Annotated in this window: 21 protein-coding genes; 5 read left to right on the forward strand and 16 right to left on the reverse strand. The window is 47.0% G+C overall.

The annotated features are described in order from the left end of the window. The first annotated feature begins 24 nt into the window (after positions 1-24). Positions 25-1,017 carry a zinc-dependent alcohol dehydrogenase family protein gene (locus tag BIW15_RS02845; protein WP_077280528.1) on the forward strand — a complete coding sequence of 331 codons (993 nt, stop codon included), beginning with the start codon at positions 25-27 and terminating at the stop codon, positions 1,015-1,017. A 48-nt stretch (positions 1,018-1,065) separates the two neighbouring features. On the opposite strand, the gene BIW15_RS02850 is transcribed toward BIW15_RS02845, so the two are convergent. Continuing rightward, complete coding sequence (locus BIW15_RS02850) at positions 1,066-2,379, reverse strand: 6-phospho-beta-glucosidase (protein ID WP_020838312.1); 1,314 nt, start codon at positions 2,377-2,379, stop codon at positions 1,066-1,068. A gap of 115 nt (positions 2,380-2,494) precedes the next feature. Here BIW15_RS02850 and BIW15_RS02855 point away from each other — a divergent pair, with 115 nt between their 5' ends. Next, the gene (locus tag BIW15_RS02855; protein ID WP_025507541.1) at positions 2,495-3,427 is read left to right on the forward strand and encodes a LysR substrate-binding domain-containing protein; all 933 of its coding nucleotides are present in this window, start codon (positions 2,495-2,497) and stop codon (positions 3,425-3,427) included. Positions 3,428-3,448: 21 nt separating this feature from the next. Here the strand turns inward: BIW15_RS02855 and BIW15_RS02860 are convergent, their stop codons facing one another. From BIW15_RS02860 to BIW15_RS02880, 4 genes are all read right to left on the reverse strand, one after another. Continuing rightward, positions 3,449-4,534 (reverse strand): methyl-accepting chemotaxis protein, encoded by a 1,086-nt coding sequence (locus BIW15_RS02860; RefSeq protein WP_017447138.1) that lies wholly within the window; start codon positions 4,532-4,534, stop codon positions 3,449-3,451. 269 nt (positions 4,535-4,803) lie between these two features. Further along, positions 4,804-5,499 (reverse strand): VC0807 family protein, encoded by a 696-nt coding sequence (locus BIW15_RS02870; protein ID WP_005477491.1) that lies wholly within the window; start codon positions 5,497-5,499, stop codon positions 4,804-4,806. A 201-nt stretch (positions 5,500-5,700) separates the two neighbouring features. Next, entirely contained in the window at positions 5,701-6,186 is a 486-nt protein-coding gene (locus tag BIW15_RS02875; RefSeq protein ID WP_077280529.1) for a sigma-70 family RNA polymerase sigma factor, read from the reverse strand. An 84-nt stretch (positions 6,187-6,270) separates the two neighbouring features. Then, positions 6,271-6,957, reverse strand: a complete 687-nt coding sequence (locus tag BIW15_RS02880; RefSeq protein WP_077280530.1) for a DJ-1/PfpI family protein — start codon at positions 6,955-6,957, stop codon at positions 6,271-6,273. 126 nt (positions 6,958-7,083) lie between these two features. Between BIW15_RS02880 and BIW15_RS02885 the strand changes: the two genes are divergently transcribed. Then, a complete protein-coding gene (locus BIW15_RS02885; protein ID WP_077280531.1) occupies positions 7,084-8,040 on the forward strand; it encodes a LysR family transcriptional regulator in 957 nt (318 codons plus the stop codon). 127 nt (positions 8,041-8,167) lie between these two features. Next, a complete protein-coding gene (locus BIW15_RS02890; protein WP_025788595.1) occupies positions 8,168-8,707 on the forward strand; it encodes a CAP domain-containing protein in 540 nt (179 codons plus the stop codon). A 76-nt stretch (positions 8,708-8,783) separates the two neighbouring features. Here the strand turns inward: BIW15_RS02890 and BIW15_RS02895 are convergent, their stop codons facing one another. From BIW15_RS02895 to BIW15_RS02915, 4 genes are all read right to left on the reverse strand, one after another. Further along, entirely contained in the window at positions 8,784-9,203 is a 420-nt protein-coding gene (locus BIW15_RS02895) for a VOC family protein (protein WP_077280533.1), read from the reverse strand. Between the two features lie 341 nt (positions 9,204-9,544). Continuing rightward, a complete protein-coding gene (ahpF, locus tag BIW15_RS02905; protein ID WP_077280535.1) occupies positions 9,545-11,113 on the reverse strand; it encodes an alkyl hydroperoxide reductase subunit F in 1,569 nt (522 codons plus the stop codon). Between the two features lie 157 nt (positions 11,114-11,270). Beyond that, positions 11,271-11,828, reverse strand: a complete 558-nt coding sequence (ahpC, locus tag BIW15_RS02910) for an alkyl hydroperoxide reductase subunit C (protein ID WP_005395542.1) — start codon at positions 11,826-11,828, stop codon at positions 11,271-11,273. Positions 11,829-12,101: 273 nt separating this feature from the next. Further along, positions 12,102-12,560, reverse strand: coding sequence for a MarR family winged helix-turn-helix transcriptional regulator (locus BIW15_RS02915; RefSeq protein WP_077280536.1), 459 nt, complete (start codon positions 12,558-12,560; stop codon positions 12,102-12,104). Positions 12,561-12,685: 125 nt separating this feature from the next. Between BIW15_RS02915 and BIW15_RS02920 the strand changes: the two genes are divergently transcribed. Next, positions 12,686-13,108: an organic hydroperoxide resistance protein gene (locus BIW15_RS02920; protein WP_077280537.1), complete on the forward strand. Its 423-nt coding sequence runs from the start codon at positions 12,686-12,688 to the stop codon at positions 13,106-13,108. A gap of 77 nt (positions 13,109-13,185) precedes the next feature. Here the strand turns inward: BIW15_RS02920 and BIW15_RS02925 are convergent, their stop codons facing one another. The 7 genes from BIW15_RS02925 to BIW15_RS02955 form a co-directional block, all read right to left on the reverse strand. Continuing rightward, positions 13,186-14,283, reverse strand: coding sequence for an ElyC/SanA/YdcF family protein (locus BIW15_RS02925; RefSeq protein ID WP_077280538.1), 1,098 nt, complete (start codon positions 14,281-14,283; stop codon positions 13,186-13,188). A 276-nt stretch (positions 14,284-14,559) separates the two neighbouring features. Further along, positions 14,560-14,805, reverse strand: coding sequence for a DUF3297 family protein (locus tag BIW15_RS02930; RefSeq protein ID WP_005460424.1), 246 nt, complete (start codon positions 14,803-14,805; stop codon positions 14,560-14,562). A gap of 70 nt (positions 14,806-14,875) precedes the next feature. Continuing rightward, a complete protein-coding gene (gene araC / locus BIW15_RS02935; protein WP_005460426.1) occupies positions 14,876-15,715 on the reverse strand; it encodes an arabinose operon transcriptional regulator AraC in 840 nt (279 codons plus the stop codon). Positions 15,716-15,771: 56 nt separating this feature from the next. Next, entirely contained in the window at positions 15,772-16,290 is a 519-nt protein-coding gene (locus BIW15_RS02940) for a hypothetical protein (RefSeq protein WP_005500066.1), read from the reverse strand. Positions 16,291-16,336: 46 nt separating this feature from the next. Then, positions 16,337-17,830 (reverse strand): L-arabinose isomerase, encoded by a 1,494-nt coding sequence (gene araA, locus BIW15_RS02945; protein WP_179115221.1) that lies wholly within the window; start codon positions 17,828-17,830, stop codon positions 16,337-16,339. Between the two features lie 9 nt (positions 17,831-17,839). Continuing rightward, positions 17,840-18,580 (reverse strand): L-ribulose-5-phosphate 4-epimerase, encoded by a 741-nt coding sequence (locus BIW15_RS02950; RefSeq protein ID WP_005460645.1) that lies wholly within the window; start codon positions 18,578-18,580, stop codon positions 17,840-17,842. After that, positions 18,573-20,276 (reverse strand): ribulokinase, encoded by a 1,704-nt coding sequence (locus BIW15_RS02955; protein WP_077280540.1) that lies wholly within the window; start codon positions 20,274-20,276, stop codon positions 18,573-18,575. The genes BIW15_RS02950 and BIW15_RS02955 overlap by 8 nt, the downstream gene beginning before the upstream one ends. Positions 20,277-20,447: the final 171 nt, after the last annotated feature.

The raw sequence follows: 20,447 nt of genomic DNA on the forward strand, positions 1-20,447 counted from the left end.
TTCAATTACATGGTATGAATAACAATGGCACCAACGATAAATACACGAGTTAATCAATTCTGTTTTGGTCAACCCAAAACGTCGCTGTCGTTGGAAAAAGTGCCCCTAAAACCGCTTGCTCAGGGCAAGGTTCGGGTGCGACTGGAAGCCACCAATATTAACCCAAGTGACTTGCTTTCCATTCATGGAGTTGGGCAATACCGCCGCGTTCACATACCACCTCGCGTGCCGGGATTTGAAGCGGTTGGGCGTGTGGTGGAAGTCAGTGCTGTCGGTCAAGCTGGCTTTCAAGTTGGGCAAAAAGTGTTGGTGGCGATGGGTGGTACTTGGCAATACTACATCGATGCTTCGCCCGAGAATCTTTTTCCGCTACCTGAAAGTTTGGATAACGGCTATGCCTGCCAGTTGTACATCAACGCGCTAACCGCGTGGGTTATCACCACTAAAGTGGCTAAGTTGGACAAAGGTGATATGGTGATCATCAATGCGGCAGGGTCAGCGATCGGTAAGATATTTGCCCAGCTCGCTCATTCACTGGATTTTACACTGATTGCTGTGACTTCAAAGCCAGAAGAGTATCCGTACGATACAATTCCAGTGTTGGACGCGAAGAAAGACTTACACGCGCAACTGCAAACACGCAAACTGCCACAACCAACGGTCGCTTTGGATGCGATAGGCGGTGAGGCTGGCACGGATCTCATTCGTACCTTGAAAGAAAATGGCCAATACATCAACTACGGGACATTGTCGTTAGCGCCTTATACGCCAGTATTTTTTGAGTCCATGAAGACCAACAACATCGACTTTAGCACTTTCTTTTTGCGGTATTGGGAAGAATCGGTAGGCAAAGGAGGGAGAAAGACGGTATTCGCTGAAATGTTAAAACACTTTATTGCCAATGATATAAAGCTCGCAGTTGCACACTACTTACCGTTAGAAGCATTTCAAACTGCGATTGAACAAATTGAAGAAAAATCACTAGCGCGGAGTGGCAAGATTATTCTAACCATGTGAACACAAAAAGGGATGGCACTCACCATCCCTTTTGCGTTTTAATTGGGCTTAGCGAAACTGCGGCATGTAATCGAGGTTCGCTTGAATGGTCTCTTCCAATGCCTGCTCTAGAATCGTTCCTGTTGTGACCAGTGGGTTCAGAATCAACGCTCGGTGCGCCGCGTTGCGGTTGCCTGTGACCGCTGCTTCGACAGTGAGCGATTCAAAATCCTTCATCAATTGAATCAGGCGCAGTGTATCTGTTGGGAACGGTGCAACATTCAAAGCAACTGGCCCTGATTTAGTGATCATACAGCTGACTTCCACAGTGCAGTCGTCCGGCAAGCCCGCAATCGCGCCGTTGTTGCGAGTGTTCACGTGCATGATGGTGCGCTTGTCGTTGTAGATAGAGCTCATCAGCTCACAGGCCGCTTCTGAGTAATATTGGCCACCGCGCTTTTCGAGTTCTTTTGGTTTCTCGTTAAGCTCTGGGTTGCGGTAGATATCGAACAGACGTTTCTCCATCGCTTTGACCACTTCGCCGCGTGTGCCTTCGCCGTTCGCTTCTTCAATTTCCTGCTTCATGATGTCTTCGCTGGTGTAATAGTAGCGAAGGTATGCGCATGGAATCATCCCCATATTGCGCAGCAGTTCTGTTGGCCATTCGAATGGAGGAATGTTTTGCGGAACGAGAGGATCGTTGCCCGATAAGATCGCTTCAACCACCTCTTGCAGCTTATCGCGACCTTCATGCAGGATCTGGCGCGCCCAGATAAAGTGGTTCAAACCCGCGACTTGCAATACAAAGTCTTGCTCGTCAGCCCCCAGCATTTGCGCGATGCCTTTTTGCATGATCACTGGCACGTTGCACAAACCGACCGCTTTTACTTTGGTGTGCTTGAGAATCGCTTCGGTCACCATGCCCGATGGATTAGTGAAGTTCAGCAGCCAAGCGTCTGGACACAATTCTTCCATCTCTTTACAGATTTCTAGCGCGATAGGAATGGTGCGACAGGCATTAGCAAAACCGCCTAAACCATTGGTCTCCTGACCGATCATGCCGTATTTAAGCGAGATGCGTTCATCGCGGATGCGACCTTCCAAACAACCTGCACGAAATTGAGAACAGACAAAATCGGCGTCTTTTAATGCGGGTTTGCGATCCAGCGTGACGTGAACATCAATATGAGACATGTTGTTTTTCGCCAACATACGGCGCGTTAAATCGCCAATGATGCTGACTTTCTCTTTGCCATCTTCAATATCGACCAACCACAACTCGCCGATAGGCAGTTCATGATTGCGCTTGATGAGACCTTCGATAAGCTCTGGCGTGTAACTGGAGCCTGCACCAATAATGGTAATTTTTAGATTCTTTTTCATCGTGCTGTTTCTCGTTATGGATAAGACAGTTTGATTTAAAAGCATCGTGATTCGCTATACAAACCAATTTAAACTTGCTATGCATTAGCCTTTCTAATTTATGTCGAGTGCCAAGATGGACAGAAAACAGCAGATGCTCTCTAACATGTACACTTTCGCCGTTGCTGGTAAGTGTCTCAGTTTTACCAAAGCTGCTGAAGAGTTGTTTATTACCCAAGGGGCAGTGAGCCAACGCATTAAGTCACTGGAAGAACAACTGGGTTTCAGCTTGTTTGTGCGTATGACTCGGCGATTAGAGCTGACCAAAGAAGGTGAGCGATTACTGCATGCATTAAACCAATCGTTCGAAGTGATTTTCTCTGAACTTGAAGACATCAAATTCAACGAGCTGCGTGGCGAGCTTTACATCGGCGTGGCCCCCACGTTTGCACAGAGTTGGCTACTGCCGCGTATGATGGAATTTCAGCGTTTGTATCCTTCTCTCAATATCAAGCTTCGAGTAAAGGCAAGCCGATTAGATTTCTTACATGAGCCCGTTGATATTGCGATTTACTACAGTGACAGCGAGCATCCGGGGTTCCATCATCAAAGGCTATTTGATGAAGAGTTGATGCCGGTTTGTAGCCCTGAATACAGCCAAATACATTTCTCCGATGGTGTGAGTAGTGCCAGCCAATTTGAGGCCGTGACCTTTATCCATTGCACAGAATCGTTAGAAGCAAACGAGCCAAATCATGAATGGCAGAGCTGGTTAGCAAGCCAAAGCAACCCTGAGCTGAAATCGCTCAATGTGATGGAGAAAACCTACCTTTTTAACCATGCCGATATGGCGATGATTGCCGCCAAAAACAGCATGGGCATCGCAATGGCGCGGGCGTCTTTAGTGCAAACCAGTTTGGAAAAGGGAGAACTGGTCGCGCCTTTTGAACGCGTCAACGCAGGGAGAGGGTACGATTTGATTTGTTTAAACGGCCAGCAGCACAGACCGAAAAATGCGGCGTTTATCGAATGGCTAGAAACGCAGCTACCTCCCCTTGCATCGCAATAAAAACAAAGGGAGGCATAAGTCTTAGTTTGCGATGATTTCATCCATCAAGCGGTCAATGTGAATCACCACTTGCTCACTCGCGTCTTCCATCGAGTTGATGGAGGTCACCATGCCGGCCATATTTCCTGACTTCGCGTGGTTCATTGCATCACGGCCGCTATCGTGCACACCTTTGTGTGGCGCTTCGAGCTGCGCATAGCTTCTTAGTTGGCTATATGCTTTGCCGTCACCTCGGTAGTACCACTGGCCCAATCGACATTCTGAATGGCTATTGACGGTTTCACCAAAAGAGCCACTTTGCAGTAAGCGATAGATGTTGTTTTTCCAAATGGCATGATCAAGCTTGACCGTATCGAGGAAAGAGCGGGTAGACGCAAAGTGGATCACCCGTTTCATGTGCTCTGATTTGACAACCACCTCGTTGACGATTGAGCCAATTTGCGCCGAAGAGGCGGATACTTCTTCTGCGCAGATTTGGTTTTCATCAATCGCGCTTTTGATTGAGCTGACTTGGGTTAGCACCTGATTAACCAGCGAATCAATTTGTTCGCTCGCTTCACTGGCTTTGCCTGCCAAATTTCTTACCTCGTCCGCCACCACGGCAAATCCGCGGCCTGCTTCACCAGCGCGTGCTGCCTCAATCGCTGCGTTGAGAGCCAATAAGTTCGTTTGGTCAGAAATCTCTTGGATAGTAGATACAAGGTGGGAAATAGAAGTCGCGGTGTTATCTAATATCTGCACAGATTCAATGCTTTGAGTGGCTTGTGAGCTGATTTTTACCGCTCGGTCATCCAGACGTGCGAGTGCTTGATGTGTTTGCTTGAACATATCATCAAGCAGCTTTAGCTCTTCGTTTTCATGCGCCATAGATTGAGCGCTTTCGACCATCGCTGTGCGAATGGTTTGGAGCATATCTCCGCCTTTCAAGCTGCTCGACATCAACTCGTCGCTACTTTCGTAACGCTGTTGCGCTGTGTTCAGTAGTTGTTTGGCTTCTTTTAACTGACGTTCCAACGTCTCAACGTCGGTTTGGTACTTGTCTTTAAGGCTCGCTAATTCCTGCTTAAGCGCCTCATTTTCCATTTTTAATTTTTTTGATCCGAACATATTTTTTATAAATGCAGCAAGGTTTTAAAAAATTCATGTTAAATCAGTTGGATAAGCAATGCACCATGACTTTCATATACTTGTTCATTTTTGTCACATTTTTTATGTGGGTTTTCATAAAAAGAGCGAAAGTCGCTCCTATCAATGTGAACGTGGTCAACACTGAGTGACGGATGAGTGAATCTAAATGGAAAGCTATGGAATAGAAAAGGGCGGGTGGAAGATAGGGGAAGAGGGCTCTTCCCCTTAGTATTTCGAGTGCTGAGGTTTTACTTTATGTGGAAAATTTGTTCAGTTTCAAGAGACGTCATTGCGCGAATTTGACGCCAAATGTAGTAAAAAATACCAAACATCATCAACATGCTAGGAATGGCGATCATTGGGTAGCTGTAAAGTGTCAACTTACCGAGCTCTTCATTGAAGGCTGCAGTGCCTGATGGACTGGTGACGATCCACGTAGCAAGGAAGTAGTTCATTGCAGATGAGAATGCAAAGGTGCTTGCGAACAAGTAGTTCGAAGACATTAGGCAACGTTCGAACGCATCGGTTTTACCATTTTCTCTCAAACGCTCGTTAATCAACGCGAGGTTCAAAACCGTGTCGTTCAATACCATTTTTTGCATCAATGGGTAGCGGGTAAAAGTGGAGCCCAATACCGCGATGCCGATCAGGCCGGGAATCAAGGCTTCTTTCAAGGCTAACCAGCGAGTATCAAGCTCCAACAAGCCGATGCCACCAGTTAATAATACGCTGATAAAACCAAGCGCTGAGATAAAGTTAAATTTCTTGTTGCGGATGAGATCCATACCGCCGTAAACCACAGGAAAGAGCAAAGCGACAACCAGTGCCATTGCGGTTCCTAGGTGCTCTTCGCCACTGTATTTCATCAAGATGAACGAAGGGATGAATACGTTAAAAAGGATCTCGAATAGGGGATTCGACTTTTTCGCCGTCGTGTTACTCATAATTTCCTACTGACTCTATTATGTCGGCTGCCATTGTACTTTGGGTGGAAGTGTTCATCCAGTAACGCCAGATGTAAAGCGTTAACGCACCAAGTTATGTAACGACTTATGAAATAGACCCGAGCATAGCCAGTTAGTTGGCATGGTTGACCAAGTTTTCTTGGTGGTTAGGTGAGCTCCATACCAGTAGGAACTTCTGTCTTAATGGTTTCCTTGCTGCGCGATGAGCTGGTTGCGCGCTCTGAATAATCGAGTCGCCACCGTATTGTGATTGAGCCTCAAGGCTTGGGCAATCTCATCATGATTCAGCCCAGCCACTAGGCTCAAGAGCAATGGCTCTCGGTATTTGGGTTTGAGAATCATCATTTGTTTTTGAAGCCAATCTTGGGCCATGTCGTGGTCACTGCCGGGGTAGGTTTTTGTCTGTATTGCACACTCATCAATGTCGACAAAATCGAACTGTTTTCTATCAAAGCGCCGAGCATTCTCACGACGCAAAATAGTGATGAGCCAAGGCTTCTCGGCGTTGGGATCATTTAAGTTATCAAAGAATCGCCACGCTTTCAGGAAGGTCTCTTGCGCCAAATCTTCAGCAATGTGTTGATCTTTGCACAGCCAATATGCGAGACGATAGATATCTTGGTATCGCTCTTTCGTCAGTGTTTCGTAACGTTTTTGTTTTTTCATAACATTAAGACCTGAAGTGTAGAAGTGGGCTGCAAGGTAACCTCTGAAACATCGAAGGTTACCTGCGGTTTCGTCCTTGCCCGCTTAAAATGGCTGGGTAGAAAAACGTGAGTATTGAAGGGTGTCTGCGACTTCTTGAGCTTTAGATTCCGAAGTCATGAGATGCAGTAATTTAAGGGCGGCCTGATAGCTGACTAGGCTGCCGTTTGAGGTGATGACTCCATCATCAACCACAAAATTCTGGTCGAACTGTACATCAACTGCTGGATAGTCTTTTTGTAATCCGTTTTCACCTCCTGCCCACGTCGTCGCTTTCTTACCGTTTAACAGGCCAGCCTCGGCCAATAGATACGCACCAGAGCAATTACTTGCCATCCAATCTGCCGCCTTTGATGTGGTTTGAATAAAGTGAATGAGATCCTTGTTTTCGATTAGCGCATCCATGTCGTAGCTGGATGTTAAAACCAGCACGTCGAGTTCTGGCTGATCGCCAATCCAAGCATCCACACCAATTTTTAATCCCTCTTCAGTGGTGATGGTTTTCTGATCAGAGACGGAAATGGTGAGCACTTCATAATCACTAAACCAAGTCAGCCGACTTGCGACGCCAAAGACCTCTAAAGGCGCAGTGACATCAGAGGTCAGTACGCCGTCATAAACCAGAATGCCAATGCGTTTATCCGCCGCATGTGCCGTTTGAAGGATCCCAAAGAATAGGACTAAGGTCGCTATTAGTAGTTTTAGTGCATTCTTTAATCCATTTTTACCCATTGTTTTTTCCTCGCTAACAGAGCATCAAGTTATTGAGATTCATTATATTTGGGCTGATTGGTGATTGAAGAGCCAGTTTGTCTTTACTAAAGTGAAGAAAGTTCACGAATGGAATGCTCGAGTTTTATGGATAAGATACGGTCCCTACGATTTTTTATTGCCACTTTAGAAGGTGGCAGTTTTGCTGCAGCCGCCAAAGCGCATGGCACAGACCCTTCTACAGTGAGTAAGGCAATCCATCGTCTTGAAAGCGACTTGGGAATACAGCTGTTCCAGCGTTCTACGCGACAGATCCGTCTGACAGAAGCCGGTCGTCGATATGCAAATACCGCTAGGTTTGTACTGGACGAACTGACGGCGTGTGAGGATTCATTAAAAAGCCACAATGATGCGCTTTCAGGACTGCTTAAGATTAATGTGCCGGTCTCCTACGGTCGCCTTTACATTCGCCCTTTATTAAAAGAGTTTTGCCGCCGCTACCCCAGCATCACTATCGATATTCATTACGATGACGCCTACGTTGATATTATTGAACAAGGAATTGATGTGTCGATTCGTTCTGGTGTCGTTCAGGACAGCCAGTTGATTGTGCGTCAGCTGAGTCCTATCGATTTTATTATTTGTGGCAGTCAGGATTACTTAGCACGGCATGGTGTTCCGAGTGGCCCAAACGCATTCAATGACCATTCTTGGGTTCGCTTTCGCTTTAAACAAACGGGGAAACTGTTGCAGATTCGGATGCCAGAACCAGACGGTGCAAGTGAGTATAACCCCGAGAGAAATTTTATTGTAAACGACGGCGAATCGATGGCAGAGCTTTGCGCAGAAGGCTTAGGATTAACTCAGATTCCTCACTTTATCGCGAGGGATTGGCTCAAAGCAGGGCGTTTAGTGCCGATATTTCCGAGTATGCGTCAAGCAGGAAATGGCGTGTATCTTCTCTATGCTAACCGGGAATATGTGCCTGCCCGAGTGAGGGTGTTCATCGACTTTATCACTCAAGCAATACAGGATATGGATGAAACGCCATTCCATACGTGGGCTGAAACGTTGCCGATTTACCAACCGAACCAAGGTGATTGAAAACTTCATGTGAGTCTTTGGTTAAAACACCCCAAGCCATATGGTGCTTTTATTGGTTTTTGTTAGGTTATTGGGCGTTATTATCGAAAAGCGCAGTTTGCTCTTCGTCACTCATAAAGGAAAGACAATGCCAACTAAGATCTTAGTGCCTGCTTTGGCCCTACTTCTCAGCGCATGTGGCGGCGACGGGGAGTCGTCAGCACCTGTAGAAAACAGCTCTCAAAACACAGGTTCCACATCGTCACAAGGCACATTTGCCGAGCAGATGCTCGCAGCGGTCAACAGTGCTCGCTCTACCAAACAACAGTGTGGCGCAACCACCATGCCACCTGTTGGGGCACTAACTTGGAGCTACGATTTGGAAAGCGCTGCTTATCGACATTCGAGCGATATGGCGAACAGCGATTTCATGAGCCACACAGGCTCTGACGGCAGCACGCTGTCAGATCGAGTCAACGCAACGGGCTATGCTTGGAGCGCTATTGGTGAGAATGTCGCCGTAGGGCAAAGCTCCATTAACGCCGTCGTCAATGCTTGGCTATCGAGCGAAGGTCACTGCCTCAATATCATGAGTGCGGATTTCGATCAGATGGGCGCGTCGCTTGTCGAAAATCACTCTGCAAGCTACGGGTATTACTGGACTCAGGTTTTTGCCAAACAGCGCTAATGCGATAAATAAACCTGATAGATAAACTAAAACGCCAGCAGTCACCATCTGCTGACGTTTTGTTATTTAAGTCTTTTTAGCTTGTCAGGTTACGAAGTTTTGGATCATCCGTCAGGTATTCAACAAATTCGATCTCAAAACCTGCAGGGTCAACAAAATACACATTCTTGCGGTATGGCTCATCAGCCCCAGGTTGGGCAATCGGGTAACCTGCATCGGCCAGTCTTTTGATGATGGCATCGACGTTGTTGGTTACATAAGCAAAATGCGCTAGTCCAACTTGATGGCCGCCCAAATCGCGGTTCTCCCCTTCACCGTGGTCACTCATCGCAATGTATTGGTACTCATCGCCAAAGTGCAGCCAGTTTCTATGCTTGCCGCTCCATGTACCTTCTCCCTCGTCACGCACGTACCAATGTGGAAATGCAGTTTGATAAAACTTCAGCATTTCAGGGATGTTTTTCACGACTAAATTAATATGTTCTAGTTGGATCATGATGTGCTCCTTTTTGTCATTTCCTAGCCAACGATGAACATGCTAAAACCTCAAGTTAAGTCGAGGTAAAGGGCTGTTTTAAATTTTTTAGGGTTGGTGTCTTTGGAGCTTGATACATGGAGAGATTCGGTGGGGTGGTACTTTGAATCTGCGAGTTGGGTTAGGTGCATGTAACCCTTCCAAAAACCAAAAAAGCCAGCAGTTAGTACCTGCTGGCAAAGTCTTTGGGCTTCTAGGTTTTTGCTTTTCTTTCTTGCCACTCGGTTCTACACGATGCCCCGATTGGTTTTCAGGGGAAGAAAACACTGCACCGTGCGCTTTGTGTTCAAGAAATTTAGAGATTAACCTTGCTTACGGATTAGGTAGTCAAACGCGCCTAAGCTTGCTTTTGCACCTTCACCCATCGCAATGATGATCTGTTTGTAAGGAACCGTCGTTGCGTCACCGGCTGCGAAGACACCTTCTAGGCTGGTTTCACCACGGCTACCAACTTCAATTTCGCCGCGCTCAGAAAGCGCTACTTCTGAATCTTTTAGCCATTCTGTGTTTGGTACTAGACCGATTTGGACAAAGATACCTGACAGTTCAATCTCTTTGATTTCATCTGTGTTACGGTCTTTGTACTTCAAGCTTGTTACGCGAGTACCGTCACCCACTACTTCTGTGGTTTGCGCCATCGTGATGATGTCGATGTTTGGTAGTGAGTTTGCTTTGTCGATAAGTACCTGGTCTGCGCGAAGTACGTCTGCAAATTCAAGAACGGTTACGTGCTCAACAATACCTGCTAGGTCGATAGCCGCTTCGATGCCTGAGTTACCACCACCGATAACCGCAGTTTTCTTGCCTTTGAATAGCGGGCCGTCACAGTGTGGGCAGTACGCGACGCCTTTGTTGCGGTACTCTTGCTCACCCGGAACGTTCATTTCACGCCAGCGTGCGCCAGGGCTTAGGATGACACTTTTACTTTTCAGCGTTGCGCCGCTTTCAATTTGGATGTGAATCAAACCATCTTCTGTGTGTGCTGCGCCCATCAGTTTTTGCGCTTGTTGCTCAGTCACGACGTCTACGTCGTATTCTTTTAGGTGCTCTGCTAGGTCAGTCGCCAGTTTTGGACCTTCAGTTCGTTTTACCGAGATAAAGTTCTCGATTGCCATAGTGTCCATCACCTGACCACCGAAGCGTTTAGCGACAACACCAGTGCGAATACCTTTACGCGCTGCGTATAGTGCTGCTGCACTACCACCAGGGCCACCGCCGACAACTAGCACGTCGTATGGGGCTTTTTCGCTCAGTGCTTTGGCTGCTTTCTCGCTCGCACCGTCATCCACTTTGTTTAGGATTTCAGTTAGAGACATACGGCCTTGACCGAATAGCTCTCCGTTTACGAATACGCTTGGTACTGCCATGATGTCGCGTTGTTTCACTTCATCTTGGAATAGTGCACCGTCGATCATGGTTGCTTTCACTTTCGGGTTGATCGCCGCCATCATGTTGAACGCTTGAACAACGTCTGGGCAGTTTTGGCACGACAGTGAAATGAACACTTCAACATCCAATTCTTTATCTAGTGCTGCGATTTGTTCAATCACTTCTGGATCTAGTTTGATTGGATGACCACCAGAGTGCAGTAATGCCAATACCAGAGAGGTAAATTCGTGACCCATTGGTAGGCCAGCAAAGCGAAGTGCTGTGCCTTTTACTGGGTTCGTCACCGTCATCACTGGTTTACGTGCGCTTGCGTTGTCGTCACGTTCAACGGTGATAAAGTCGCTCATCTCTGCGATTTGGTTCGCCAGAGACAGAATGTCATTGGATGCTTTGCTTTCATCTAGACTAACCACTAGACGAACGTCTTCTTTTACATTAGCCAGATATTGTTTGAGTTGTTGTTGGATCGCTTGGTCTAACATAGTTGTTGTTACCTTAAATAAACAAAAGAGTGGTTACTCTGGATAAAATCAGTAGGGAGAGAGCAAACCAGGCAGAAGGTCGTCAAGGTATCTAACCTGGAATGCTCTCTAAGTTAAGCGTCAATTAGCATGTCAAATTGAGCTTAAATTCAGTGGCTTAGATTTTTCCTACTAGGTCTAGAGAAGGAGCTAGTGTCTCTTCGCCTTCTTTCCATTTTGCTGGGCAAACTTCGCCTGGGTGTGCTGCTACGTACTGAGCTGCTTTCACTTTGCGTAGTAGGTCTTCTGCGTCACGACCGATACCTTCAGCAGTGATTTCCATTGCTTGGATAGTACCTTCTGGGTCGATTAGGAACGTTGCACGGTCTGCAAGGCCTTGACCTTCACGCATCACACCGAAGTTGTTTGTGATGTTGCCTGTTTGGTCGCCAAGCATGTAGTACTGGATCTTGCCGATTGTTTCTGAGCTATCGTGCCAAGCTTTGTGAGTGAAGTGTGTGTCTGTTGATACTGAGTACACTTCAACGCCGCGTTTTTGTAGCTCTTCGTAGTGGTCTGCTAGGTCACCTAGTTCTGTCGGACATACGAATGTGAAGTCTGCTGGGTAGAAGAAGAATACAGCCCATTTGCCTAGAACATCTTGTTCTGTTACTTCAACGAATTCGCCGTTTTTGTATGCTGTAGCTGCAAATGGTTTGATCTTTGTATTAATCATTTTTTACTTTCCTCAGAATGTTTTAGGGTGAGCAGTTCTTGCTTTCGGAAAGTATATTCGCATCGGATTGTGTTTAAGGAAAATTGCTTGTAACTATCCTATTGATAGACAAATCCTATTTTCGTTAATAGGGAAATCCGATTATAGACGTGAGAAGCTGATAGGTTTTATTGAAGAATGGCAGTAGAAAGAGTGTCTGAAAGCAATGAGATCAAGAAAGCCTGCAATGGCAGGCTTTTAGCTATTGAGAGGAGTTTATAAAGGGCTTGGTGGTTAACTTAGCTTATCGAGCACTTTCTCGCAGAGCGTTTTTAGCGTCACTAATTCTTCTAGATCCAACGTGAACTTACAGGCAATGGCATCAGGGACGGATTTCGCCTGATCTTTAAGTGCTCTGCCTGCTTCGGTAAGGTTCAATACGCGTACGCGCTCGTCGGCTTCACTTCTTCCTCTGCTCACAAAGCCTTTTGCTTCTAAGCGTTTTAGCAACGGGGTGAGCGTTCCTGAATCGAGGTGAAGCTGTGATCCCAGCTGTTTTACGCTCGTGCCATCTTTTTCCCACAATACCATCATTACCAAGTACTGCGAGTAGGTGAGATCAAGTGCGTCCAACAACGGTCGGTACGCGCGAATCACAGCGTTAGCAGCGCTGTATAGCGGAAAGCAGACTTGATTCTCTAGTAACAATTTTTCGTCTGCATTCAATGTACTTGGGGAGTAACACTGGCTCATGGGCTTAATCTCGATAAAGGCGATAAAAATAAATTGTGCACAATATAGTTGTAAACTATCGTTGTTTCGATGTAAGGTTGCAAGCAATTAAATTGTGCGCAACTTAAATTAAAGGGGATATTCGCATGACAACATTATACAAAACTCAAGCTACTGCTCTGGCTGGCCGTAATGGTCAAGTAAAAACCAACGATGGTCTGCTGGATCTTGAACTTGCTTACCCAAAAGAGATGGGTGGCACAGGCGCAGCAACGAACCCAGAACAACTGTTTGCTGCGGGTTACTCGGCTTGTTTCTCTAACGCGATTTTGCACGTTGCGCGTGAAGCAAAAGTAGCGCTAAAGAGCGCACCTGTGACAGCTGAAGTAGGCATTGGCCCGAATGAAAACGGTGGCTTTGCTTTGACCGTTAGCCTCGCGGCAGAGTTAAACCTACCACAAGAACAAGCACTAGCGCTGACGCGCATTGCTCACCAAGTCTGTCCATACTCAAATGCCGTTCGTGGCAACATTGACGTCGCAGTTACAGTAAATGGCGAAGCGATCTAATCGCTTTAGATACTGTTCTAATGCAAGAAAGCCTGCGAACGTGCAGGCTTTTTTCGATTTGAATGGGGCGATAAGGGTTAACGCGACTCCAACGGGTAAGAGCGATAACTCCACATACCGTAAGTACGCAGCGCATCGCGGTAAATGCCAAGTAGTTCGCTCTCGCTGGCTTTCGCTAAGTCTTTGAGGGGTTTGTCTGGGTAACTTACGGTGTCGAAAGTGATGCCCTGCGGGCCAGTTTGCCAACTAGCGATTTCAAACAAGGTTTGACCACGACGCACGTGACTTGCCGAGCTGATAATGGTCGCATGTTTGATGTTGTGGCGCGCCAAGGCGTAGCTGCTGAACAGGGCATTGCCTACCGTGCTGGTGGCGTAGTTTTCTTCGATGATGCGGTCTTTGCTGACTCCTTTTTCAATCAGCCAGTCCGCCATCAATTTACCTTCAGTTTTATGGTTCTTTGGTACGCCGCCCGTCAAAATAATTATCGCATCTGGGTTCGCTTTCGCCATAGCTAACGTGGTTTCTAGACGTTCGACTAAGATTTGATGCATCGAGCCATCGGGATTGAGCGCATAACCCAAGGTAACAATCGCGCCTTTGTCGTCCAGTTTGCCTTTATCGGCTTTCTCTTTCAGCGGCGTTGCCAAAATGCGATCTACTGTGTCGAAGATGCGTTTGATGTCTGCAGCTTTGCCGGCATTCAGTTTGGCCAGCGTTGTCATGTGTTGGTCTGATTCGGTTTGATTGCCTTTAAAGCGCTGCCACACCGCAAGATAAGCGTGTAAATCTGCATCGTCCGGCGCCACTGCCAAGGCTTGTTCGAACAGTTCAATTGCTCGATCGGCGTTCTTGTTGTAAATCTGCGCATTTGCCGCAGAAATGAGTAGGTCGGTGCGGTATGGCTCAAGTTGGTAAGCTTCTAGCAATCGGTCGGTAACTATCTCCATATTGCTTGGCATTTTCGCGGTAAAACCAGCGTGAGAGATACGCGCTGGCGATTTAAAGGCTTCCACGGCGTCATTCAAAAGTTGGTCGACAACTTGACGTTTGGTCACCAGTTGTGAGTAGTCTGCGGAAGATTGGATTGTAGAATCGTTGGCGGCCAGTGAATAAGGGGCTGCTGTCAGCGCAATTACGCTGCCAAGGGCGATAGCCAGGAGGTTCTTTTTCATGGGTGAATCCTAGTTTTGTTATTTTTCGAATTAGAAAGGTGGATTTTTTCAGTCTAGGTTTGGCTCATGAATAAACTGTGAAACGAATCCCAAACCCGCCGAGCCAAACGACCTTTATCGCCAAAACACGAAGTAGGATCACGAAAATGGTTTACTAATTATTTGTCATGTAACTGTTTGGTTTAAAAGATAAACAGTGCGAACACAACAAAACGTAGGCATTAAAAAAGCCCGAGTAAGACTCGAGCTTTTTAGATTCGACTGAACGAGAGTTGCTTATACGTAGTACGCTTCAACTTCGCCTTTCAGTTTGATCAGCATTGGGTTACCGAAACGGTCTTTTGCTTTAGGAGACGCAATTTTTACCCAACCTTCACTCACGCAGTATTCTTCTACGTCAGTGCGCTCTTTACCGTTGAAACGGATACCGATTTGGTGTTCAAAACATTCTTTGATGAAGAATGGGCTGCGTGGGTTACCTGCTAGGCGATCTGGTAGAGCTGGTTTTGCTGTATCTGTCATGTTTGTGACCTAAATTCCGTAAAAAAGTGCGCTATTGTAGTCAGTGCACAGTGAGTGTTCAAGATAACCTTCAACTAATCTGCTCTCGATACAATTTGGGGCTTGCGCCGGCTTTACGTTTGAATACGCGAGAAAAGTAGAGTGGGTCGGTATAACCAACGATACGACCAATGTGATTGACCGAATAGTTGGTTGTGACCAACAATTGTTTCGCTCGGCTAATACGTTGGTCGTCACGCCATTGAGTAATGGTCATGCCAACTTCATCTCGAAATAGATGCCCTAAGCGTGAGGCGGACAGGCAGGTGAAATCAGCGATGTCTTCTAGTGTGAAATTTTGATTCAGGTTCTGCGTCATGTAGTTCATCGCTTCAATAACACGAGGATCTAACGGTTTGCTCACCACATCAGGTTGAATGGTTTTACAACGAATCAGCAGTTGTTCCAGTAAGTTAATCGCGAGATCATCTCGATAAGGCATGTCTGATTTGGAAATGTACTCAATGTCGATGAATAGGCGTTCAATCTGAGAAATCGTGCTGTTATCCAATCCTTGAGTGAGATACACACCATTTCGTTGTTCATGCCAACACAACCAGTCATTCCAAAAGGCACGAGGACGAAAATAGACCCAGCGGTGAAACCATGATGCGTTGTCTTTTTTACGATGGTAGAAGTGCGTTGCGCTTGGTGGAAATAGCAATAAATCCCCGGTTTTGACATCAAAAGCATCATTACCATGAAATATCGTTCCTTCACCTTGGCTCGTGATGTTGATGATGAACCCTTTCATCCCGTTCGGACGATCAATCACAAAATCGAGCTCGTCGCCTTCGATAATGGGGGTAAGCCCAGCCACAAGGTGTGCGTCAAAGTTGTAGCCGGGTTTTAAAGGGTCGTTGTTTTGCATATTTCAACTAATTTACTTTTTCATCAGTCTATTCTGGAGCGGAAAAACTGTCGTCGTTATTCCTCACAGTTTTCTAGAACGATCCATTGTTTGGCAGAAAAGGCTTCTCGGAAAAAGTCCGTCTTAGCGGTTTTCGATAAGAAGTCACTTGGTAATCCATCTCTTTGGTGCTGCCACTTCGCACTTCGCGCTTGCTCGTTGTCTTCGACAGGTGAATCGACAACTTGTTTGATGGTATGACGGATATCAAGGCGAGTTGGAACCGTGTTTCTCGCCAAATACTCGATCACGAGAGCATCATCAGCAAAGTAGTAGTTCATATTGATGGATAAGGTTTCTGAATGGTGCAGTTGACACCATTGTTCGAGCTTTTCTGGCTTGTGCCTAAAGCGCCAATCAGCATCGTGAACGGCAATGAGTTGTCCGTTGTTTAATACTTCCATGGTGCCGATAAAGTGCGTTTTACCATCCCGCTGTAGCTCGAAACTCGCTGGTTGCTCAGTGGAAAGGTTGAGCGTCCAGCGAGTTTTTTCCAGTTGAAAAGTGGGCACGGTTTCTACGTCTGTATCATTCACTAATTGACTCCAAAGTGCTCCCTAAGCGGGAGCACATTTGTGTGGTTTAACCGAGACGGTAATACACTCCGTTGTTACGCAATTCTTGTTTGAACTGGCGTAAGTTGGTGCTGTTGTCAATCACAACCATTTCGATGCCAAGGATTTCAGCGTAGTCGGCAAGCATCGGCAATGTGACAGCTTGGCTGTACACTGCGTGATGTGCGCCGCCAGCGTGAATCCACGCAGCTGCTGCGATATTTAAGTTGGGCTGAGGTTCCCAAAGCGCGTGAGCTACAGGCAAATGTGGCAGTGACTGTGGTGGTGTGACGGTATCAATCACGTTGACGATCATTCTAAAGCGATCGCCAAGATCAATAATCGACACGTTTAACGCTTCACCAGATTGGCCGCTGAAAATTAAGCGTGGAATATCGCAACGACAGCCAATGGTGTGACGATGAACTTCCAATCTTGGTTTCGCTGCCGCGATAGTTGGACAAACTTCTAGCATGTGAGCGCCTAACACTTGCCCTTTTTCGCCGAAGTTGTAGGTATAGTCTTCCATAAAAGATGTACCGCCCGGTTTGCCTTGCCCCATGACTTTCATGATGTGCGTCATCGCTGCGGTTTTCCAATCACCCTCTCCGCCGTAACCAAAACCTTTAGCCATTAAGCGCTGCGTTGCTAGTCCTGGTAAATTTGTTAAGCCAGTTAGGTTCTCAAACGTGTTGGTGAAAGCGCCTGCTCCAACAGATTTGAGGAAAGATTCCATCCCAAGTTCTAAACGTGCCTCTTGCGTCATCAGCTTTTTCAAATCAGAGTCGTTGAACAAGTCTGGAGACATCTCATACACGGATGCGTATTCATCTAGCTGGTGATTTACATCCGCATCTGATATCGAGTTGACTACGTCACTGAGCTCACCAAGACCGTACGCATTCACTTCATATCCAAACTGGATTTGCGCAGAGACTTTGTTGCCTTCCGTGACCGCGACTTGGCGCATGTTGTCGCCAAAGCGGGCGACTTTCAGGTGCTGACCTGCATTCACACCAATAGCGGCGCGACACCAATCGTCGATATCTCTATGCACTTGCGGTTCTTGCCAGTGTCCGACTACGACTTTACGCTCAATATTCAGACGGGTGCCAATGAAGCCAAACTCTCGGCAACCGTGCGCACTTTGGTTGAGGTTCATGAAATCCATGTCGATTTCATCCCATGGTAGCGCCGCGTTGAACTGGGTGTGAAGGTGTAAAAATGGCTTATTTAGCTGGGTTAGGCCGGCAATCCACATCTTGGCTGGAGAGAAAGTGTGCATCCACAGCATCAAGCCGATACAGTCAGGATCGTTATTGGCTGCACGGCATACTGCGAGAATTTCATCCGATGTTTTTACCGTGCCTTTGTTAGCAATAGAAACTGAAATATCATCAGACGAATTTAATCCTGCAATGATTTCTTCGCTGTTTTGCGCAACGCTTTCCAATACTTGTGGGCCGTAAAGATGCTGAGAGCCTGTTACAAACCATACTTGTTTGTCGTTGAAAATCTTCATCATGTTTCCTTATTTTTTGCTTTGACCGTAGTAGGCGTTCGCGCCGTGCTTACGTAAATAATGTTTGTCGAGAAGCGAAGGGTTAAGAGTGTCTACCTCGGCATTGATTTGCAGTGTTTGCAAAGCCATGCCAGCGACCACTTCAACTACTACGGCGTTGTGAACCGCTTGAGCAGGGCTTTTACCCCAAGTAAAAGGTGCGTGTTCTTTGACCAAAATGCCGGGTGACGCCATAACGTTTGAATCACCGATGGTTTCGACGATGACTTTGCCAGTGTTGAGCTCGTAGTTGTGCGCGATCTCTTCGTCGCTCAAGGCGCGAGTGCACGCAATTTGTCCGTAGAAATAATCCGCATGAGTTGTGCCCAACGCGGGAATTGCTCTGCCTGCTTGTGCCCATGCCGTTGCCTGAGGAGAGTGGGTGTGAACGATGCCGCCAATCTCCGGGAAATGGCGATAAAGCTCTAGATGCGTGGCCGTGTCGGAAGATGGGTTGAGTTTCCCTTCAACCACTTGGCCGTGCAGATCGACCACCACCATGTTTTCAGCATTCAGTTCGCAGTACTCAACGCCGCTAGGTTTGATAACAACCAATCCAGATTCTCTATCGATGCCTGACACATTGCCCCACGTGAACGTCACAAGGTTATGACGTTGTAAATCCATATTGGCTTGCCAGACTTGGTGACGCAGCGTTTTGATTCGTTCGACTAATGAGTTCGCATCATTCCAGACGGTTTGTTCAGACATCTTCACGCTCCTGCGATTGGTGAAACTCCGCAATCTGCTCCATGTGTTGCCCAAGCTCGCGATACGTCGCGTAACGCTGTGCTCGCAATGTTTGCACTTTTGGTGTTGGTGAGTAGGTTTGACGAACAGGACTTGCCATCACGGCTTGTGCTGATTTAGTCGTCGAGTAAACGCCAGCTGCGACGGCTGCAAAAATCGCTGCCCCCAATGCGCAACATTGATCTGATTCGACCACGATGATGTCGCGACCAATCACATCGGCGCACATTTGCATCACGTAAGGGGATTTTTGCGCAATGCCACCAATGGCGATGACGCGTTCGACAGTGACATCTTGTTCTATAAAGCAATCGACGATCGCTTTTGCGCCATGCGCAGTGGATTCTACGAGTGCGGAGAAAATTGCAGGTGATGAGCTACCAAGGTTTAAGTCACAAATGGCACCTTTAAGACGCTGGTTTGCGTAAGGGGTTCGGCGGCCATTGAGCCAATCCATTGCAACCGGAGTATATTGGTCGATACCTTGCTGCTCGGCAGCTTGCGAGAGCATTGGCAAAAGTTCTGAAGCAACTTCTTCGGCAGTTAAGGCAAAGTCTGGATTGTGCTCGGCATAAGCCTGTAGTGGCCACATTAAGACGTTTTTGAACCAGGCATACATGTCGCCAAAAGCGGACTGTCCGGCTTCAAGTGCTAGCAACTCGGGCATAGCACTGCCTTCGACTTGACCACAAATACCATGAATAGTGCGGTCACCGACGTTTTGTGATTCAACCATCAAAATGTCACAGGTAGAAGTGCCAATGACTTTAACTAAATCGTTGGCACCAGCACCGGCACCAACGGCACCCATGTGGCAATCAAACTCGCCGATTGCAATCGCGATGCCTTCTGGTAAGCCTAATTTTATTGCCCATGCTTTTGATAGGTACCCGGCCGCCTGATCGGAGGTAAAGACTTCTGTGAACATACGGTCGCGAATACCGTCTAACGTCGGTGAAATTGCGCTTAAAAACGCTTGCTCAGGTAGTCCGCCCCAGCTTTCATGCCACATCGCTTTGTGTCCCGCAGCGCAGATGCTACGACGCAGTTTTTGTGGATGTTGAGTATCAGCCAAAATTGCTGGGATCCAATCACACAGCTCGACCCAGCTGAAAGCACGTTTTGCAACTTGTTCATCTTGTTCGCTGACCCAAGCCGCTTTTGCCCAAAACCATTCTGAAGAGTACACACCGCCGACGTAACGCGTGTAATCAGTGAATTTTCCCGAATGGGCGAGTTCATTAATTCGATCTGCTTTGGCTACGGATGTGTGATCTTTCCAGAGGACGAACATTGCATTTGGGTTGTGCTCAAACTCAGGAAGCAGCGCCAAAACAGTGCCGTTTTCATCTATTGGAGCCGGTGTTGAGCCTGTTGTGTCGACGCCTATGCCGACAACAGAATCGGCCAGAGTCTGTGGCACTGTCGCCAGTACTTCTTGGATTGCGCTGGTCATTGCATCCAAATAATCTTGCGGGTGATGTCTGAATTGCGATTGCGCAGGTTGGCAATATAGCCCCTTCATCCATCGTGAGTAGTACACCACAGACGAGGAAACTTCCTGGCCTGTTTCGGCATTAACAATAAGCGCACGTACGGAGTCCGATCCGAAGTCCAAACCAATTACATGCTGCTGATGTGTATTTATTGTGTCCATGACAACTCCAACTTTTGGTCAGCAAACTAAATCTACTTGTTGTTATAGCCAGAGCTGGTGGGTTATCCCATAAATAGGGTTGCTAAGTTTATGGACAAAAACGTCACTGGGTGTTTTTTGTGTCCTTTTTAACACCTTTATATATTGCTCAAAAATTAAGTGTTTTCGACC

Source organism: Vibrio sp. SALL6, from assembly GCF_002002385.1.
Lineage (GTDB): Bacteria > Pseudomonadota > Gammaproteobacteria > Enterobacterales > Vibrionaceae > Vibrio > Vibrio parahaemolyticus.

Coding starts and splice junctions, on each gene's coding strand:
- ahpF (WP_077280535.1), bottom strand. CDS start 11,113: ATGTTAGACCAAGCGATCCAACAACAACTCAAACAATATCTGGCTAAT.
- BIW15_RS02955 (WP_077280540.1), bottom strand. CDS start 20,276: ATGGACACAATAAATACACATCAGCAGCATGTAATTGGTTTGGACTTC.
- BIW15_RS02930 (WP_005460424.1), bottom strand. CDS start 14,805: ATGACAGATACAGCAAAACCAGCTCTACCAGATCGCCTAGCAGGTAAC.
- araC (WP_005460426.1), bottom strand. CDS start 15,715: ATGCAAAACAACGACCCTTTAAAACCCGGCTACAACTTTGACGCACAC.
- BIW15_RS02915 (WP_077280536.1), bottom strand. CDS start 12,560: ATGAGCCAGTGTTACTCCCCAAGTACATTGAATGCAGACGAAAAATTG.
- BIW15_RS02880 (WP_077280530.1), bottom strand. CDS start 6,957: ATGGGTAAAAATGGATTAAAGAATGCACTAAAACTACTAATAGCGACC.
- BIW15_RS02850 (WP_020838312.1), bottom strand. CDS start 2,379: ATGAAAAAGAATCTAAAAATTACCATTATTGGTGCAGGCTCCAGTTAC.
- BIW15_RS02875 (WP_077280529.1), bottom strand. CDS start 6,186: ATGAAAAAACAAAAACGTTACGAAACACTGACGAAAGAGCGATACCAA.
- BIW15_RS02890 (WP_025788595.1), top strand. CDS start 8,168: ATGCCAACTAAGATCTTAGTGCCTGCTTTGGCCCTACTTCTCAGCGCA.
- BIW15_RS02870 (WP_005477491.1), bottom strand. CDS start 5,499: ATGAGTAACACGACGGCGAAAAAGTCGAATCCCCTATTCGAGATCCTT.
- BIW15_RS02845 (WP_077280528.1), top strand. CDS start 25: ATGGCACCAACGATAAATACACGAGTTAATCAATTCTGTTTTGGTCAA.
- BIW15_RS02860 (WP_017447138.1), bottom strand. CDS start 4,534: ATGTTCGGATCAAAAAAATTAAAAATGGAAAATGAGGCGCTTAAGCAG.
- BIW15_RS02885 (WP_077280531.1), top strand. CDS start 7,084: ATGGATAAGATACGGTCCCTACGATTTTTTATTGCCACTTTAGAAGGT.
- BIW15_RS02920 (WP_077280537.1), top strand. CDS start 12,686: ATGACAACATTATACAAAACTCAAGCTACTGCTCTGGCTGGCCGTAAT.
- BIW15_RS02895 (WP_077280533.1), bottom strand. CDS start 9,203: ATGATCCAACTAGAACATATTAATTTAGTCGTGAAAAACATCCCTGAA.
- ahpC (WP_005395542.1), bottom strand. CDS start 11,828: ATGATTAATACAAAGATCAAACCATTTGCAGCTACAGCATACAAAAAC.
- BIW15_RS02925 (WP_077280538.1), bottom strand. CDS start 14,283: ATGAAAAAGAACCTCCTGGCTATCGCCCTTGGCAGCGTAATTGCGCTG.
- BIW15_RS02855 (WP_025507541.1), top strand. CDS start 2,495: ATGGACAGAAAACAGCAGATGCTCTCTAACATGTACACTTTCGCCGTT.
- araA (WP_179115221.1), bottom strand. CDS start 17,830: ATGAAGATTTTCAACGACAAACAAGTATGGTTTGTAACAGGCTCTCAG.
- BIW15_RS02950 (WP_005460645.1), bottom strand. CDS start 18,580: ATGTCTGAACAAACCGTCTGGAATGATGCGAACTCATTAGTCGAACGA.